11 protein-coding genes are annotated in these 17,770 nt (G+C 64.4%); 1 reads left to right on the top strand and 10 read right to left on the bottom strand.

Going from position 1 to position 17,770, the window contains the following annotated elements; all coding sequences use genetic code 11:
- Positions 1-5: 5 nt before the first annotated feature.
- From bglA to DPM33_RS03355, 10 genes are all read right to left on the bottom strand, one after another.
- Positions 6-1,649 (bottom strand): beta-galactosidase BglA, encoded by a 1,644-nt coding sequence (gene bglA, locus DPM33_RS03400; RefSeq protein ID WP_112095511.1) that lies wholly within the window; start codon positions 1,647-1,649, stop codon positions 6-8.
- Positions 1,649-3,649: a glycogen debranching protein GlgX gene (gene glgX / locus DPM33_RS03395; protein ID WP_112095509.1), complete on the bottom strand. Its 2,001-nt coding sequence runs from the start codon at positions 3,647-3,649 to the stop codon at positions 1,649-1,651. The genes bglA and glgX overlap by 1 nt, the downstream gene beginning before the upstream one ends.
- Positions 3,650-3,848: 199 nt before the next feature.
- Positions 3,849-5,477 carry an alpha-D-glucose phosphate-specific phosphoglucomutase gene (locus tag DPM33_RS03390; RefSeq protein ID WP_112095508.1) on the bottom strand — a complete coding sequence of 543 codons (1,629 nt, stop codon included), beginning with the start codon at positions 5,475-5,477 and terminating at the stop codon, positions 3,849-3,851.
- A gap of 3 nt (positions 5,478-5,480) precedes the next feature.
- Complete coding sequence (gene glgA / locus DPM33_RS03385; protein WP_112095506.1) at positions 5,481-6,926, bottom strand: glycogen synthase GlgA; 1,446 nt, start codon at positions 6,924-6,926, stop codon at positions 5,481-5,483.
- A gap of 105 nt (positions 6,927-7,031) precedes the next feature.
- On the bottom strand, positions 7,032-8,297 hold the full coding sequence (gene glgC / locus DPM33_RS03380; RefSeq protein WP_112095504.1) for a glucose-1-phosphate adenylyltransferase: 1,266 nt from the start codon (positions 8,295-8,297) through the stop codon (positions 7,032-7,034).
- Between the two features lie 63 nt (positions 8,298-8,360).
- Positions 8,361-10,574, bottom strand: coding sequence for a 1,4-alpha-glucan branching protein GlgB (gene glgB / locus DPM33_RS03375; RefSeq protein ID WP_112095964.1), 2,214 nt, complete (start codon positions 10,572-10,574; stop codon positions 8,361-8,363).
- A 113-nt stretch (positions 10,575-10,687) separates the two neighbouring features.
- The gene (locus DPM33_RS03370; RefSeq protein WP_112095503.1) at positions 10,688-13,150 is read right to left on the bottom strand and encodes a glycogen/starch/alpha-glucan phosphorylase; all 2,463 of its coding nucleotides are present in this window, start codon (positions 13,148-13,150) and stop codon (positions 10,688-10,690) included.
- Positions 13,151-13,291: 141 nt separating this feature from the next.
- Positions 13,292-14,074: an ATP-binding cassette domain-containing protein gene (locus DPM33_RS03365; protein WP_167448931.1), complete on the bottom strand. Its 783-nt coding sequence runs from the start codon at positions 14,072-14,074 to the stop codon at positions 13,292-13,294.
- 2 nt (positions 14,075-14,076) lie between these two features.
- Positions 14,077-15,141 carry an ABC transporter permease gene (locus tag DPM33_RS03360; RefSeq protein WP_112095501.1) on the bottom strand — a complete coding sequence of 355 codons (1,065 nt, stop codon included), beginning with the start codon at positions 15,139-15,141 and terminating at the stop codon, positions 14,077-14,079.
- Positions 15,142-15,300: 159 nt separating this feature from the next.
- On the bottom strand, positions 15,301-16,278 hold the full coding sequence (locus DPM33_RS03355; RefSeq protein ID WP_167448946.1) for a sugar ABC transporter substrate-binding protein: 978 nt from the start codon (positions 16,276-16,278) through the stop codon (positions 15,301-15,303).
- 267 nt (positions 16,279-16,545) lie between these two features.
- On the opposite strand from DPM33_RS03355, the gene DPM33_RS03350 reads away from it, so the two are divergent.
- The gene (locus DPM33_RS03350; protein ID WP_112095500.1) at positions 16,546-17,769 is read left to right on the top strand and encodes an ROK family transcriptional regulator; all 1,224 of its coding nucleotides are present in this window, start codon (positions 16,546-16,548) and stop codon (positions 17,767-17,769) included.
- Position 17,770 lies beyond the last annotated feature (1 nt).

The raw sequence follows: 17,770 nt of genomic DNA, 5'->3' as shown, positions 1-17,770 counted from the left end.
GCCCGTCAGGCTACCCGCGCGAGGAAACAGCCGAGCGGAGGCAGCGTGAGCGCTCCCTCCTCGGGAGAGCCGGACGCATCGACCGCGAGGTCGATCGCTTCGATCTGCCCGATCTCCGCCGGCAGCGTCCAGCCTGCCGGTTCGCCGGCGAAGTTGAAGACGCAAAGCAGCCTCTCGCCGCCGTCTTCGCGGACAAAGGCCAGCACATCGCCGTCGGCATCGAGGAAGCGGATCGAGCCGCCGACCAGCGCCGGATGGCGCCTGCGCAGCGCCAGGATGGAGCGATAGGCGGACACGACCGAACCATGCTCGCCATCCTGAACGTCGACCGCGCGGGCACGATGCGTCTGCGGCACCGGCAGCCAGGGCTTGCCGGTGGAGAAGCCGGCATTGTCCGCCTCCGCCTGCCAGACCATCGGGGTGCGGCAGCCGTCCCTGCCCTTCACGCCCGGCCAGAAGCGGATGCCGACCGGATCGCGCAGATCCTCATAGGCGAGCTCCGCCTCCTCGAGGCCGAGTTCCTCGCCCTGATAGAGGCAGATCGAGCCGCGCAGACAGGAAAGCAATGCGATTGCGAATTTCGCCACCGTGTCGGGATTGCCGCCGGGCCTGGTCCAGCGGCTGACATGGCGCACGACATCATGGTTGGAGAAGGCCCAGCACACCCAGCCGTCGGCGACGGCGTTCTCGAAAGCCTCGACGCAGCCCCGCACATGCGCGGCTGAGAATTGCGGGCTGAGCAGGTCGAAGGTGTAGCACATCTGCAGCTTGTCGCCGCCGGACACGTAAGCGGCCAGCGTCTGCAGGGAACGCTCCTCGTCACCGATCTCGCCAACCGCGGCACGGTCCGGATATTCATCGAGCAGCGCTCGGAAGCGTTTCAGGAAATCGAGGTTCTCGGGGCGCGTCTTGTCGAACAGATGCTCCTGGAAGCCATAGGTGCTGGTCGAACCGTTGGTGCCGGCCACGCTTGACGCCAAGGGCGGGTTGTCGCGCAGCCAGCGGTCGTGGACATAGTAGTTGACGGTGTCCAGCCTGAAGCCGTCGACGCCGCGCTCCAGCCAGAAGCGCACGGTGTCCAAAAGCGCGTCCTGAACGTCGCGATTGTGGAAGTTCAAGTCCGGCTGCGCGGCGAGGAAATTGTGCATGTAATACTGCCGGCGAGTGGCGTCCCATTCCCAGGACGGCCCGCCGAACACCGACAGCCAGTTGTTGGGGGCATTGCCGTCAGGCTTGGCATCAGCCCAGACGTACCAATCGGCTTTCGCATTGTCGCGGCTGGCGCGGCTTTCGACGAACCACTCATGCTCGTCGGAAGAGTGCGAAATCACCTGGTCGATGATGAGTTTCAGACCGAGCCGGTGCGCCTCGGCGATGAGCGCGTCGAAATCTTCCAGTGTTCCGAACGTCGGATCGACATCGCGATAGTCGGACACATCATAGCCCATATCGGCCATCGGCGACTTGAAGAAGGGCGATAGCCAGACGGCGTCGGCACCCAGCGAAGCGATATGGGCGAGCCGTGCGGTGACGCCCTTCAAGTCACCGCTGCCGTCGCCGCTCGTATCCTGGAAGGAGCGCGGATAGACTTGGTAGATGACGCAGCCGCGCCACCATTCGTTGCCCTGTTGCGGATTGTCGCCAGTCATTACGAACCCTTCCTGGCGTGGGGCTTCGCCGCCTGCCGCTCAATCATGAAACTCACACTTCGGCCAGGCAGCGGCCGCGCGACGTCGACCGGCTGCGTCTCGATTGCCGGGCGCCATTCAAATCCGTCCCGTGCCGGCAGACTGAAGACAGATTGGCGGCGGTCGCCATTGATCATGACCGCAAGGCGCCCGCCCCCGCTGTCGCCGAGCAGCATGACGAGGCGATGCCGGCCGGGATCGTTCCAGTCGGACTCGCCGAGCGGCGTGCCGGTCTCGGTCAGCCATGCCACGTCGGGGATTTCCGATCCGTCCACGGGCTCGCCGGTCAGGAAATTCGGATCCGCCAGCACCGGGAAGGCGTGGCGCAGCGAGGCGAGCGACGAAGCGTATTGTTCCAGCGCCAGGTCGCGGCCCGCCCAGTCGAGCCAGGTGATGGCATTGTCCTGCGCATAGGCGTTGTTGTTGCCCTTTTGCGTGCGGCCGAACTCGTCGCCTGCGGTCAGCATGATGGTGCCGCGCGAGGCGAAAAGCGTCGCCAGAAGCGCGCACTGGTCATCGAAACGCGCGTTGGCGATCGCCGCGTCGTCCGTATCGCCCTCGGCACCGTTGTTCCAGGACAGATTGTCATTGTGGCCGTCGCGGTTCTGCTCGCCATTGGCCTCGTTGTGCTTGCGCTCATAGGCGACGATGTCGGCCAGCGTCATGCCGTCATGCGCGGCGATGAAATTGACGGTGCGGCTCGTCGGCCGGCCGTCCCGGCCGAAGACATCGGAGGATCCGGCGAGCCGCGTGGCGATCGAGCCGATCACGCCGGCATCGCCGCGCCAGAAGCGCCTGACATCGTCGCGGCAGCGGTCGTTCCACTCCAGATATGGCGGCCGGAAATTGCCGAGCTGGTAGCCGTTCGGACCGACATCCCAGGGCTCGGCGATCAGCACGCGGTCGGCGAGCACGGAATCGTCGGCGATGGCCCGAAGCAGCGCCGCGTCAGGATCGAAGGCGCCGTCGATACGGCCGAGCACCGGGGCCAGGTCGAAGCGGAAGCCGTCGACGCCGGCGAGCCGGACGAAATGGCGCAGCGTGTCGAGCACCATCTCGCGCACGACAGGATGATCGCAGGCGATGGTGTTGCCGGTGCCGGTGTCGTTGACCAGCCGGCCGTCCGGCTGATGCCGGTAATAGGCCTGCGCATCGAGCCCGCGCAGCGACAGCGTCGGCCCAAGCCGGTCGCTTTCGCCGGTGTGGTTGAAGACGAGGTCGAGGATGGTGCCGATGCCTGCCTTGCGGAGCGCTGCGACGGTGTCGCGCAAATCCTTGAGGCCGCCAGGCGCCAGGCGCGGGTCGAGCGCCATGAAGGTCACGGGGTTGTAGCCCCAGGCATTGCTGAGGCCCAGCGGCGGCAGATGGCGCTCGTCGATCGATGCGGTGACCGGCATCAACTCGACGGCCGAGACACCGAGACGCTGCAGGTGATCGATGATGGCCGGATGGGCGAGCGCCGCGATCGTGCCGCGCTGCGCTTCCGGCACATCTGGGTGCAGCCTGGTGAAGGAACGGACGTTGAGCTCGTAGATCAGGCCGCCAGGCTGGAACAGCGGCGGCCGGGGCGCCACGGCCTTTGGCAGCGCGACCACGATCGCCTTGGGCATCAGGGGTGCGGTGTCGGCGCCTTCGTTGCGTTTGGCCGCCAGCCGCCAATGATATTGGTAGGGGCGATCGATCTCGACGGCATAGGGGTCGGTGAGAAGCTTGTTCGGATCGAACCACTGGCCGCGCTCCGGCGCATAATCGCCATCGGCGCGAAGCCCGTATCGCGTGCCCTCGGCGAGGCCGGGGACGAGCAACGCATACACGCCCTCGCCTGCCGGTTTCAGCTCCAGCCGATCGACTTCGCGTGCGCCGCTGTCGTCAAAAATCGAGACCCAGAGACGTCTCGCCGACGACGACCAGGCGGCGAAGCGGATGCCTTCGGGAGTGACGGTAGCGCCGAGTTGGGTCACGGGCGCGCCTTCCCTTCTCCCCTTGTGGGAGAAGGTGGATCGGCGCGAAGCGCCGAAACGGATGAGGGGTGTTGGAAGGAATGAGGCGCCGGTGTTCTGGGCGCAGGTTTGCGCCAAGCGGGAGTACCCCTCATCCGTCCGAGCTTCGCTCGGCCACCTTCTCCCACAAGGGGAGAAGGGGCAACCTCCACCCCCACCCTCAAGTAATCACGCTCGGCTTGTTGCGGCCGGTGTGGCTCTTTATTCCGGCGATGTCGTCGGCGGCGGCGATGAGGTCGGCGAGCGCTTCCTGGGTGTCGAGGTCGTGCCGCTCCTTGTCCGGCTCGTAGCGCTCGATATAGACACGCAGCGTGGCACCGGAGGTGCCGGTGCCGGAGAGGCGCAGCACGACGCGCGAGCCGCCCTCGAACAGGATCCGGATGCCTTGGTTCTTGCTCACCGAGCCGTCGACGGGGTCGTGATAGGCAAAGTCGTCGGCCTTGGCGATCTTGAGGCCGCGCACGCTGGTACCGGGCAGCGAGCCGAGCTTGGCGCGCAGCTCATCCACCAGCGCGTTGGCGCGATCGCTCTCGACCTCCTCATAATCGTGGCGCGAATAGTAGTTGCGCCCGTAGGTCGCCCAGTGCTCGGTGACGATCTGCTTGCAGCTCTCGCCGCGCGCGGCGAGGATGTTGAGCCACAGAAGCACGGCCCACAGCCCGTCCTTCTCGCGCACGTGGTTGGAGCCGGTGCCGGCGCTCTCCTCGCCGCAGATCGTCGCCATGCCGGCGTCGAGCAGATTACCGAAGAACTTCCAGCCGGTCGGCGTCTCATAGATGCCGATGCCGAGCTTTTCGGCGACGCGGTCGGCAGCGCCACTGGTCGGCATCGAGCGGGCGATGCCCTTCAGGCCTTCCTTGTAGCCGGGCGCCAGAGTGGCGTTGGCGGCCAACATCGCCACCGAGTCGGACGGGGTGACGAAGATGCCCTTGCCGATGATCAGGTTGCGGTCGCCATCGCCGTCGGAGGCGGCGCCGAAATCCGGCGCGTCGGGTCCCATCATCTCGTCATAGAGATGCTTTGCATGGACCAGGTTTGGATCGGGGTGATGGCCGCCGAAGTCGGGCAGTGGCTTGAAGTTGCGACAGGTGCCGTTCGGCGCGCCGAGACGACGTTCGAGGATCTCCTTGGCGTAGGGGCCGGTCACCGCGTGCATGGCGTCGAAGCGCATGCGGAAGCCGTATTTGAAGTTGGCGCGGATGGCGTCGAAGTCGAACAGGCTCTCCATCAGCTCGGCATAGTCGGTGACCGGATCGATGATCTCGACCGTCATTCCGCCGGCCTTGACGGTACCGATCTTGTCGATGTCGATCTGGTCGATGTCGGCGATCTTGAAACTCTTGATCTCCTTCGACTTGGCGAAGATCGCGTCGGTGATTTTCTCCGGCGCCGGGCCACCATTGCCGGCATTGTACTTGATGCCGAAATCCTCGTGCGGGCCGCCCGGATTGTGGCTGGCCGACAGGATGATGCCGCCGAATGTCTTGTATTTGCGGATGATGTTGGAGGCGGCCGGCGTCGACAGGATGCCGCCCTGGCCGACCATCACCTTGCCGAAGCCGTTGCCGGCGGCGATCGCGATGGCCTTCTGGATGACTTCGCGGTTGTAGAAGCGGCCGTCGCCGCCGATCACCAGCGTCTTGCCCTGAAAACCGTCCAGCGCGTCGAAGATCGACTGGATGAAGTTCTCGGCATAGTGCTCCTGCTGGAACACGGGCACCTTCTTGCGCAAACCGGACGTGCCCGGCTTCTGGTCGGTATAGGGTTTGGTGGGGACGGTTCTGATCATGCCTCAGGCAGCCCTTTTCGAAAGCAGCAAGCGATAGAGTTCGATGTATTTCTCGGCGCTCTTGTCCCAGGAGACATCGGCCTTCATGCCCTGGCGCTGGATCGAGGCCCAGACAGTCGGCTTGGCGTGAACCTCGACCAGACGCTGGATGGCATGGACCATCGCGCCGCCATTGTTGGGCGCGAACTGGAATCCCGTGGCGACACCGGCCGACAACGCCGCCTCGTTGGCGTCGATGATGGTGTCGGCCAAGCCGCCTGTCCTGGCGACGATCGGCACGCAGCCATAGCGCAGGCCATAGAGCTGGGTGAGGCCGCAAGGCTCGAAGCGCGAGGGGATGACGATGGCGTCGCAGCCGCCCTGCATGGTGTGCGAAAGGCCTTCGTCATAGCCGACGACGACGCCGATACGGCCGCGATGGCGGGCGGCGGCGGCAAGCAGCGTGCCTTCGAGACCGGCATCGCCCGAGCCCAGGATCGCCAGCCGCGCGCCGGCGGCGACGATGCCGTCGACGACCGCCGCCAGGATGTCCATGCCCTTCTGCCAGGTCAGCCGGCTGATGACGCAGACGATCGGACTGCCGTCCGCTTCCAGGCCGAAGCGCTCCTCGACCGCCTTGCGGTTCTTAGCTCGGGCTTCGAGGGTCGCCGCCGAGTATTTGGCGACCAGATGCTTGTCGGTCCCGGGGTTCCAGATATCGACATCGATACCGTTAACGATGCCGTAGAGATCGGTGGCGCGCATGTTGATCAGCCCATCGAGGCCCATGCCGAATTCCGGCGCGCGGATTTCCTGCGCATAGGTCGGGCTTACCGTGGTGATCGCCCACGCGGCCTGAAGGCCGGCCTTCAGATAGCCGACGCCGCCATAATATTCGACGCCGTCGAGCTGCATCGCCACGGCCGGCAAGCCGAGCTCGCCGAAGATGCCGGCGCCGAACTGGCCCTGGAAGGCAAGGTTGTGCACGGTGATCAGCGACGGCACGCCGACCGCCTTGCCGTAGCGCATATAGGCAAGCGTCATCGCCGACTGCCAGTCATGGGCATGCACGAGGTCAGGCAGGTAGCCGGAAATGGCGCCGCCGGCGATGTCGCCGCCGACCTGGCTCAAGGCCGCGAAGCGCCGCCAATTGTCCGGCCAATCGGCACCGGAAGCGGTGCCGTAAGGGCCGCCCTGGCGATCAAAGAGGTGCGGCGCGTCGAGCACGAAGAGGTCGAGATCGCCGATCTTGACGGCGTGGACCGAAGCCTTGCCGCCCTGCAGCAGCGGATATTGGTAGACGGCCTTCTTCTTGGTGAAGGCCGCCATCACGACGGGATAGCCGGGGACCAGCGTGCGCATCGCCACGCCCTTGGGGCCAAGCGCGATCGGCAGGGCGCCGGTCACGTCGGCAAGCCCGCCGGTCTTGATCAGCGGAAAGATTTCGGGCGTGACCGAGAGAACCTGCATGCGCTCCACATTCCGATCTCAAAGTGACAGGTCAAAGTGACAATCTGTTGATCGACCTGACAGCTTGCTGATCAACTGATCCGGTCGACAGATTGATCAACCTTGTCAGGTTGACAGCTTGTTGATCATATCCTGCGTGATCAGGCAGATGCCCTTCTCCGAAACGCGGAAGCGCTTGGCGTCGAGCGCCGGATCCTCGCCGACCACCAGTCCCTCCGGAATGTTCACGCCATGGTCGATGACGACACGCTTGAGGCGCGCGTTGCGGCCGACCTGGACGTCGGGCAGCATCACAACTTCCTCGAGCTTGGAATAGGAATTGATGCGCGCGCCGGTGAAGATCAGGCTGCGGCGCAGCGATGCGCCGGAGACGATGCAGTCGCCGGAGACCAGCGAGGAAATCGCTTCGCCGCGGCGGCCGTCCTCGTCATGCACGAACTTTGCCGGCGGCTTCAATTCGGCATAGGTCCAGATCGGCCAGTCGCGGTCGTAGAGGTCGAGCTCGGGGGTGACGTCGGTGAGGTCGATATTGGCTTCCCAATAGGCATCCACGGTTCCGACGTCGCGCCAATAGGGCTCGGCCTCGTGCGAGGAGCGCACACAGGATTTGGCGAAGCGATGCGCGATCGCCTTACCGTGCTGGACGATATAGGGGATGATATCCTTGCCGAAGTCGCGGCTGGAGCCGGGCTCGGCCGCGTCACGGCGCAACTGCTCCATGAGGAACTTGGTCCTGAAGACATAGATGCCCATCGACGCAAGGGCGAATTCCGGCTTGTCGGGGATGCCGGGTGGATCGGCGGGCTTTTCGACGAAGGCGATGATGTTGTCCTTCTTGTCGACATGCATGACGCCGAAGCCGGTCGCCTCCATGCGTGGCACTTCGAGGCAGCCGACGGTGACGTCGGCGCCGGCGTCGACGTGCTGGCGCAGCATCAGCTCGTAATCCATCTTGTAGATGTGGTCGCCGGCGAGGATGACCATGTATTCCGGGCCGTAGGCCTCGATGATGTCGATGTTCTGGTAGACGGCGTCGGCCGTGCCTTCATACCACTGCGTTTCCGAAACGCGCTGCGATGCGGGCAGGATGTCGAAGCTCTCGTTTCGCTCGGGCCGCAGGAAGTTCCAGCCGCGCTGCAGGTGGCGGATCAGCGAATGCGCCTTGTACTGGGTGGCGACGCCGAGGCGGCGGATGCCGGAATTCAGCGCATTGGAGAGCGCGAAATCGATGATGCGCGTCTTGCCGCCGAAATAGACGGCGGGCTTGGCGCGCCGGTCGGTCAGTTCCTTGAGCCGGCTGCCGCGTCCGCCGGCCAGCACATAGGCCATGGCATCGCGTGCCAGCGGCTGGGTTCTTTTGATCTCTGCCATTTTGTTACCCTCCCAAACAAGCTGCTCGGACCGTTGCAAGAGCGAGATGAAACATCATCTGCTTCAGTCCGCGACGAATTCCAGCATGATCGTCGACAGTGGCGGCAACAGCATCGTCGCCGATACGCCGCCTCCTTCCCCGCTTGCCTCGACCGTGCCGCCATTGCCCATGCCGGAGCCACCATAGTCGGCGGCATCCGTGTTGATGATTTCACGCCACTTTCCCGCCTTCGGAAGCGGCACGCGATAGTTCTCGCGCGGCACCGGCGTGAAATTGGAAATGACGGCGATCGGATCGCCGTCCGGCGCGTTGCGCACCCAGGCGAAAACCGAATTGTCGCGGTCGTCGACGATCAGCCAGGAAAAGCCCTCCGGCTCGCAGTCGCGGGCATGCAGCGCCGGGCGCGAGCGGTAGAGGTAGTTCAGATCCCGCACCGTCTGCCAGACGCCACGATGCGGCGCGAATTCGAGCAGGTCCCAGTCGAGCGCGCGTTCCTCGCTCCATTCCCGGCGCTGGGCGAATTCCTGGCCCATGAACAAAAGCTTCTTGCCGGGATAGCCCCACATGAAGGCGTAGTAGGCGCGCAGCGTGGCGAACTTCTGCCAGTCGTCGCCGGCCATCTTGTTGAGCAGCGTGCCTTTGCCGTGCACGACCTCGTCATGCGAGAGCGGCAGCACGAAATTTTCCGAGAAGGCGTAGGTCAGGCCGAAGGTGATGTCGTTGTGGTGGTGCTTGCGGAAGATCGGCTCCTTGGAGAGATACTCCAGCGTGTCGTGCATGAAGCCCATGTTCCACTTGAAGCCGAAGCCGAGCCCGCCTTCATGCACGGGGCGCGAGACTTTCGGCCATGAGGTGGATTCCTCGGCGATCGTCACGACGCCGGGATGGTGACCATAGAGCTCCTTGTTCATCTTCTGCAGGAAGCTGACGGCCTGCAGGTTCTCGCGTCCACCCTTCTCGTTGGGGATCCACTCGCCCGCCTTGCGTGAATAATCGAGGTAGAGCATCGAGGCGACCGCGTCGACGCGCAGTCCGTCGACATGGTATTTCTCGGCCCAGAACAACGCGTTGTTGACGAGAAACGAAACCACTTCGCGGCGGCCGAAATTGTAGATCGCGGTGTTCCAGTCGGGATGAAAACCCTGGCGCGGATCGGCATGCTCGTAAAGCGCGGTGCCGTCGAATTGGACAAGGCCGTGCTGGTCTACCGGGAAATGCGCCGGCACCCAGTCGAGGATGACGCCGACACCGGCGCGATGCGCGCCGTCGACGAAGCGGGCAAAGCCGTCGGGATCGCCGAAGCGGGCGGTCGGCGCGTAGAGGCCGGTGGTCTGGTAACCCCAGGACGGATCGTAGGGGTGCTCCGAGATCGGCAGGAACTCGATATGGGTGAAGCCGGTCTCGACCACATAAGGGATCAGCCGGGCGGCGAGCTCGTCCCATGACAGGAACGTGCCGTCGTCGCGGCGCTGCCACGAGCCGGCATGGACCTCATAGATCGACATCGCCTCGCGCCGCGTATCGGCCTTGCGCCAGTAGCTGCGATGCGCCTCGTCGCCCCATTGATGAGCCATCGGCGGCGCCGTCACCGAGGCGGTCGCCGGACGCAGTTCCGACTCGAAGGCGAACGGATCGGCCTTGAGCGGCAGCCGCACGCCGTCGGGACCGATGATCTCGAACTTATATGGCTGGCCGGCGACGAGATCGGGAATGAACAACTCCCAGATGCCGGTGTCCTTGCGGTCGCGCATCGTATGCCGGCGGCCGTCCCAGTCGTTGAAGGCGCCGACCACCGAGACGCGCCTTGCGTTGGGCGCCCAGACGGCGAAATGCACGCCGGTCGCGCCCTCGTGGTCGATGATGTGGGCGCCGAGCTTGTCGAAGAGCCGCAGATGCGAGCCCTCGGCCATGTAGTAATCGTCCATCGGTCCCAGCACCGGGCCGAAGGAATAGGGATCGGTCAGCCACCAGTCGCCTCCGGCATTCCTGGCGTGATAGCGCAGCGGCTGACGCTTGCGGATCGAGACCTTGCCCTCGAAGAAGCCGGCGTCGTCGCGGCGCGAGAGCTCGCCGACGTCCTTGCCGGCCAGCGTGTGGGCGGTGACGAATTCGGCGTTGGGCACGAAGCAGCGCGCGGCAAAACTCTTGCCGGCTTCCTGCACGCCGAGGACCGCGAAAGGATTACCATGCGTTCCGGCGACAATCGCCGCGACATCGCCGGCTGGCGCCAGTCCGTCCGGCCCGCTTGTCGCAGCGGTCACGCGCGGCTTCCTCATCAGGCGGTCGCCCTCCCCGGGCACCTTTGTTCTGCGCCGGCCGTCCCAAATCCGTTGGACATCTTTGGGCGACTTGCGCTGGGCCACATTGTTCGTGACCTCATGCAATCACATCAGACGGGTACGTTCCAGATTTCTTTCGCATATTGGCGGATGGTGCGATCGGACGAGAACCAGCCCATGCGGGCAACGTTTCGAATGGCGCGCGCGTTCCAATCGGGGCTGTCGCGCCAGACGTCGTCGACCTCGCGCTGACAGTCGGCGTAGGAATCGAAGTCGGCCGCAACCATGAACCAGTCGCTCTGGTAAAGACCGTTCATCAGCTCGCGGTAGCGGTTTGGATCGTCGGGCGAGAAGACACCTGACGAGATCGCCGCGACGGCCTGCGCCAGTTCGGGGGACCCCTCGATAACGCCGCGTGGATTGTAGCCGCTGTTGCGGCGGTCGGCGACCTCGGCCGTGGTGAGGCCGAAGATGAAGATGTTGTCGGCGCCGACATGTTCCTTCATCTCGACATTGGCGCCGTCGAGCGTGCCGATGGTCAGCGCGCCATTCATCGCGAACTTCATGTTGCCGGTGCCCGAGGCCTCCATACCTGCGGTCGAGATCTGCTCGGAGAGGTCGGCGGCCGGCATCAGCACCTCGGCCAGGCTGACATTGTAGTTCGGCACGAACACCACTTTCAGCAGGCCGCGCACCGACGGATCGCCGTTGATGACCTTGGCGACGTCATTGGCCAGTTTGATGATCAGCTTGGCGTTGTGGTAGCTGGGCGCCGCCTTGCCGCCGAAGAATTTCACGCGCGGCATCCAGTCCCGCTCGGGATGCGAGCGGATCTGGTCGTAGAGCGCGATCGCCTCCAGGATGTTGAGCAGCTGGCGCTTGTACTCGTGAATGCGCTTGACCTGGATGTCGAACAGCGCCGAGGGATCGAGCCTGATGCCGAGCCGGTCGGCGACGAGGTTGGCGAGCCTTACCTTGTTCTGCCGCTTCACCGCGGCGAACTTTTCGCGGAAGGCGGCGTCCTCGGCGAGCGGATCGAGCGCCTTGATCGCTTCGATGTCGTCCATGAAACGGTCGCCGATCGCCTCGCGGGCAAGCGCAGTGAGGCCGGGATTGCACTGGATCAGCCAGCGCCTGGGCGTGATGCCGTTGGTCTTGTTGTTGATGCGGTCGGGATAGAGCTTGTGGAGATCGGCGAACACCGTCTCCTTCATCAGCTCGGTGTGCAGGGCCGAGACGCCGTTGATCGAGTGCGAGCCGACAAAGGCCAGATTGCCCATGCGCACGCGGCGGTCGCCGTTTTCCTGGATCAGCGAGATCCGGGCGATCTGATCGCCCGAGAACTGGTTGGTGGCGCGCGCCTCGAGCAGCACCTGCGCATTGATGGCGTAGACGATCTGCATGTGACGCGGCAGCAGGCGCTCGAACAGCGGCACCGGCCAGCTTTCCAGCGCTTCGGGAAGCAGCGTATGGTTGGTGTAGCCGAAGGTGCGCTTGGTGATGCCCCAGGCCTGGTCGAAGTCCATGCCGTGGACATCCATCAGCAGCCGCATCAGCTCCGGCACTGCGACCGCGGGATGGGTGTCGTTGAGATGGATCGCCGCCTTGTCGGGCAGCGACTTCAGGTCGCCGTACTGGCTGAGATGGCGCTGGACGATGTCCTGCAGCGAAGCGGTTGAGAAGAAATACTCCTGCCGCAGCCTCAGCTCCTGGCCGGCCATGTGGGAATCGGCCGGATAGAGCACGCGCGACAGCGCGTCGGCCTTGTTGCTTTCGGCAAGCGCCCCGATGTGATCGCCGGCATTGAACCTGTCGAGCAGGATCGGGTCGATCGGCATGCCGGACCAGAGTCTCAGCGTGTTGACGCGGTTGGCGCGCCAGCCGGCCACCGGCGTGTCATAGGCGACCGCCAGAACATGCTCGGTCGGCTTCCAGACATGGCGTTCGAGCCGGCCGTCCTTCGAGGTGATCGATTCCACCGAGCCGCCGAAACCGACCTCGAAGGAGCGCTCGCGCCGTTCGAACTCCCAAGGGTTGCCGTGGTCGAGCCAGGTCTCCGGCAGCTCGACCTGCCAGCCGCCCTGGATTTCCTGGCGGAACATGCCGTTGGCGTAGCGGATGCCGTAGCCATGGGCGGGGATATCGACGGTCGCCATGCTCTCCATGAAGCAGGCGGCGAGACGGCCAAGGCCGCCATTGCCGAGCGCGGCGTCCGGCTCGAGCCCCGCGATCAGGTCGAGGTCGACACCGAGCGAGGACAGCGCCTCGCGCATGTTCTCCATCAAACCGAGATTGGAGAAGGCATCGCGCATCAGGCGCCCGATCAGGAATTCGAGCGAAAGGTAATAGACCCGCTTTTCCTGCTGGTCGTAGGCTTCCTTGGTCGCCTGCATCCAGTGATCGACGACACGGTCGCGAACCACCTTGATCGAAGCCGTCAGCCAGTCATAGGGCGTGGCGACGGTGGTGTCCTTGCCGACCCGGTATTTGAGCGACAGCAACACCTCTTCGGCGAGTGTCTTGGGGTCTGGATTGTCGAGAGCTGGGGCTTCGATCGTCATGGCGGATGTCATATCGCCTCTCGTTCGGTTGGCCTGATCATAGCGGCTTTCACCGTTTCTCCCAGCCTATCCTATCGCATTGCAGCATGCGTTCAATCGATTTAGGCAAAAGAGCCGCCGGCCAACCCTGCGGCAATTTACCCATACTGGAGATCAAGCCGCCAGCGCGTCCTCCGGCGGCTTCTTGGCGCCGGTCATGAGGGCGACGGCGTCCGACATGGAAATCTGCTTCGGATCGACGACACAGAGGCGGCGGCCGAGGCGGTGGATGTGGATGCGATCGGCCACCTCGAAGACGTGCGGCATGTTGTGCGAGATGAGCACAATCGGCAGGCCGCGCTTCTTGACGTCGAGGATCAGCTCGAGCACGCGGCGGCTTTCCTTGACGCCGAGTGCCGCCGTCGGCTCGTCCATGATCACCACTTTCGAGCCGAAGGCGGCGGCACGCGCCACCGCCACGCCCTGGCGCTGGCCGCCGGAAAGCGTTTCCACCGCCTGGCTGATGTTCTGGATGGTCATCAGCCCAAGCTCGGTCAGCTTGTCGCGAGCGCGCTTTTCCATCGCCGGCCGGTCGAGCATGCGCAACCAGCTGCCGAGCGGACCCGGCTTGCGGATCTCGCGGCCGAGGAACATGTTGTCGGCGATCGACAGCGCCGGCGACAGAGCGAGGTTCTGGTAGACGGTCTCGATGCCGGCTTCCCGGGCCTCCATCGGCGACTTGAAGGCAACGGGTTTGCCTTCAAGCCGGATTTCCCCTTCGTCGGGCACGGCCGCGCCCGAAATCGCTTTGATGAGCGATGACTTGCCGGCGCCGTTGTCGCCGATCACCGCCAGGATCTCGCCCGGATAGAGGTCGAAATCGGCATTGTCGAGGGCAGTGACACGGCCATAGCGCTTGGTAAGACCGCGCGCGGTGAGGATGGGTTCCTGGGTCATGATTATGCCGAAACCTTTCTGATCCATTGATCGACCGCCACGGCGCCGATGATCAGCACGCCGGTGAGCAGCACCTTCCATTGCGGATCGGCGCCCAGCATGTTGAGGCCCATCGAGACGACGCCGACGATCATGGCGCCGAACAGCGTGCCGAGGATCGAGCCGCGGCCGCCGAAGAGCGAGATGCCGCCGATCACCGTCGCGGTGATGGCCTGCAGATTGTAGTCGGTGACGGCGGCCGACGGCGAGATCGAGCCGTTGCGACCGATCGAAACCCAGGCCGCGAAAGCGGCGATCAGCCCAGCAAGGGCGTAGACCGTAATCAGCACCTTCTTGGTCTGGATGCCCGAGAGTTTGGCGGCCTCCTGATCGTCGCCGACAGCATAGACGTGGCGACCCCAGGCGGTGTGATTGAGCACATACCAGAGCACTCCCACCAGCACGACCGTGGCGATGACGCCGGCCGTGAGCACGGCGGAACCGACCCTGAAGCTCATTGCGAACAGGTGCAGCAGCGGCGCCTGGGCATCGACATCGGCGTCGCGGATCGTCTCATTGGCCGAATAGATGAAGTTCGTGGCCATGACGATGTTCCAGGTGCCGAGCGTGACGATGAACGGCGGCAGCTTCATGTAGGCGACCAAAAGGCCGTTGAGCAGCCCGCAGGCGCCGCCGGCGGCAAGACCCACGATAACGGCGAGGATGGTCGGCATGCCGTAAGTGATGGCGCAATTGCCCATGATGACGGCCGAAATCACCATGATCACGCCGATCGACAGGTCGATGCCGGCGGTGAGTATGACCAGCGTCTGGGCGGCGCCGAGAATGCCGACGATGGCGATCTGCTGCAGAATCAGCGTCAGCGTGTAGGACGAAAAGAAACGCCCGCCGATGGCGATGCCGAAAATGATGATCGACAAGACCAGCACGATCAGCGGCACCGCCGCCGGCGTGGAGTGCAGGAAATGCTGGGCGCGCTTGACGAACGACTTGCCGTGCTCGTCGAAGGCGGCGACGCTGGTGTCGCTGCTCGAAAGCACCTTCTCGAATTCCTGAATCTGAGACATGTCTCCTCCCGTCTGCGTGGAGCTTTCTCACTGCTCCACACGCCGTCAACGCTATCCGGTCTGTCGCCAGGATTGTCAGCGCTTACGAAAGCGCATCGTCCACCCGATGCGGCCGAGGATCAAGCCCCCGGCCGCAAGGTTTATCAAGCTGTCAGGGCATCAGCCCCAGCACTTGGCGAGGCCTTCCTTGGTGTCGATCGACTTGACACCGTTTGCCGGCTTGTCGGTGACGAGGTTGACGCCGGTGTCGAAGAAGTTCTTGCCTTCGGTCGGCTTCGGCTTCGTGCCGTCCTTGGCGAAAGCGGCGATCGCCTCGATGCCCAGCGCCGCCATCTGCAGCGGATATTGCTGCGAGGTGGCTCCGATGACGCCTTCGGTCACCGACTTGACGCCCGGGCAGCCGCCGTCGACCGAGACGATCAGAACCTGCTTTTCGAGACCAACGGCCTTGAGCGCCTGGTAGGCGCCGACCGCGGCGGGCTCATTGATGGTGTGAATGACGTTGATGGTGTTGTCCTTCTGCAGAAGGTTCTCCATCGCCTTGCGGCCGCCTTCCTCGTTGCCGTTGGTCACGTCGTGGCCGACGATGCGCGGGTCGGTCTCGTCGCCGATCTTGTTGGGGTCCTTTACGTCGATGCCGTAGCCCATCATGAAGCCCTGGTCGCGCAGGACGTCGACGGTGGGTTGCGAGGGGGTGAGGTCGAGGAAGCCTATCTTGGCGTCCTTGGCCTTGTCGCCGAGCGTGGCGGCGGCCCAGGCGCCGATCAGTTTGCCGGCTTCGAGATTGTCGGTGGCGAAGGTGGCGTCGGCGGCGTCGATCGGATCGAGCGGCGTGTCGAGCGCGATCACCAGCAGGCCGGCGTCACGCGCCTTCTTCACCGTCGGCACGATGCCCTTGGTGTCGGAGGCGGTGATCAGGATACCCTTGGCGCCGTCGGCGATGCAGCTTTCGATCGCCGCGACCTGGCTTTCGCTGTCGCCATCGATCTTGCCGGCATAGGTCTTGAGGTCAACGCCGAGCTCCTTGGCCTTGGCGGTCGCGCCTTCCTTCATCTTGACGAAGAAGGGGTTGGTGTCGGTCTTGGTGATCAGGCAGGCGCCGACGCCGGCGGCCGATGCCGATGAAGCGAACGCCATCAGGCCAAGGCCGGCGGCCGCGAACACAGTGGACTTCAGCAGTGATTTCTTGGTCACGATATTCCTCCCAATGGAACTGTTCCGGACGCCGGCCACCCGGCGCCTCAAGCGCATCCACCGATTTCTCCCAGCGTGGACACACCTCAAAAAACACCAGGATAGAACGGCTGTCAATAATTAAATCACTCTTATTTATTATTGACACTCTTGCGCCGTTCACTCATTCTGAACGAAAAGCATCGCGGGGAAACAGACGGGAGGAACAGGGTGGAGACCGGCATTGCGAGGCACGGTTCGCCCGAGGCTTTGGAGAGCCGGCTGCATCGCGGCACCAACCAGAGCGGAATGCGTGACCACAATGAGCGGCTCGTGCTGTCCCTGGTGCGCCAGCATGGCAGCCTGGCCAAATCCGACATCGCGCGCATGACCGGCCTGTCGGCCCAGACGGTGTCCGTCATCATGCGCGAGCTCGAGGAAGACAAGCTGCTCGTGCGCCAGGCGCCGTTGCGCGGCAAGATCGGCCAACCTTCGATCCCGATGGCGCTCAACCCGGAAGGCGCTTTCTTCATCGGCCTCAAGATCGGCAGACGCTCGGCCGAGCTCGTGCTGATCGACTTCCTCGGCAATGTGCGCGCCATGCTGCAGCACTCCTACCGCTATCCCGCGCCACGCGAGACCGTCGAGTTCGTCACTGACGGCATCAAGACGATGCGCGGCGAACTGACGCCGGCGCAGGACAAGCGCATTGCCGGGCTCGGCATCGCCATGCCGTTCGAACTGTGGAACTGGGCCGATACGGCCGGCGCGCCGCGCGAAATCATGGACGAATGGCGCCATCGCGACATCCGCTCCGATATCCAGGGGCAATGCGACTTTCCGGTCTATCTGCAGAACGACGCGACCTCGGCCTGCGGCGCCGAACTGGTCTTCGGCCAGACGGGCGCGGCGCGCGACTTCGTCTATTTCTACATCGGCGCCTTTGCCGGCGGCGGCATCGTGCTCAACGGCCGGCTCTACAGCGGACCGAAGGGCAATGCCGGCGCGCTCGGCTCGATGCCGGTTCCCGGGCCTGACGGCAAGCCGACGCAGCTCATCGACGTCGCCTCGATCGCAATGCTGGAAAAAGCGCTTTCGGCCAAGGGCATCGACGGCTCCTATCTGTGGACCTCGCCGCAGGAATGGGGCGAGATTGGCGCCGAGCTCGACGACTGGATCGCCAGCGCCTCGCGCGCGCTCGCCTATGCCATCGTCGCCGCCTCCTCGGTCATCGATTTCGAGGCGGCCGTGATCGACGGCTGGATGCCGCTCGATGTGCGGCGCCGGCTCGTCGAGGCAATCCGGCAGGCCATTGCCGGCATCGACGCCGAAGGCCTGAAGCTGCCCTTCGTGCGCGAGGGAACGGTCGGCATCCATGCTCGGGCGCTCGGCGGCGCCAGCCTGCCGCTTTCCGAGCGCTTCCTGATCGGACCGAACACGACCGGAGGCGCCTGAG

Origin of the sequence: Mesorhizobium hawassense, from assembly GCF_003289945.1 — a bacterium.
Classification (GTDB): Bacteria; Pseudomonadota; Alphaproteobacteria; order Rhizobiales; family Rhizobiaceae; genus Mesorhizobium; species Mesorhizobium hawassense.
Note: the sequence above shows the minus strand (reverse complement) of the source record. Positions and strands in the feature narration are given on the sequence as shown.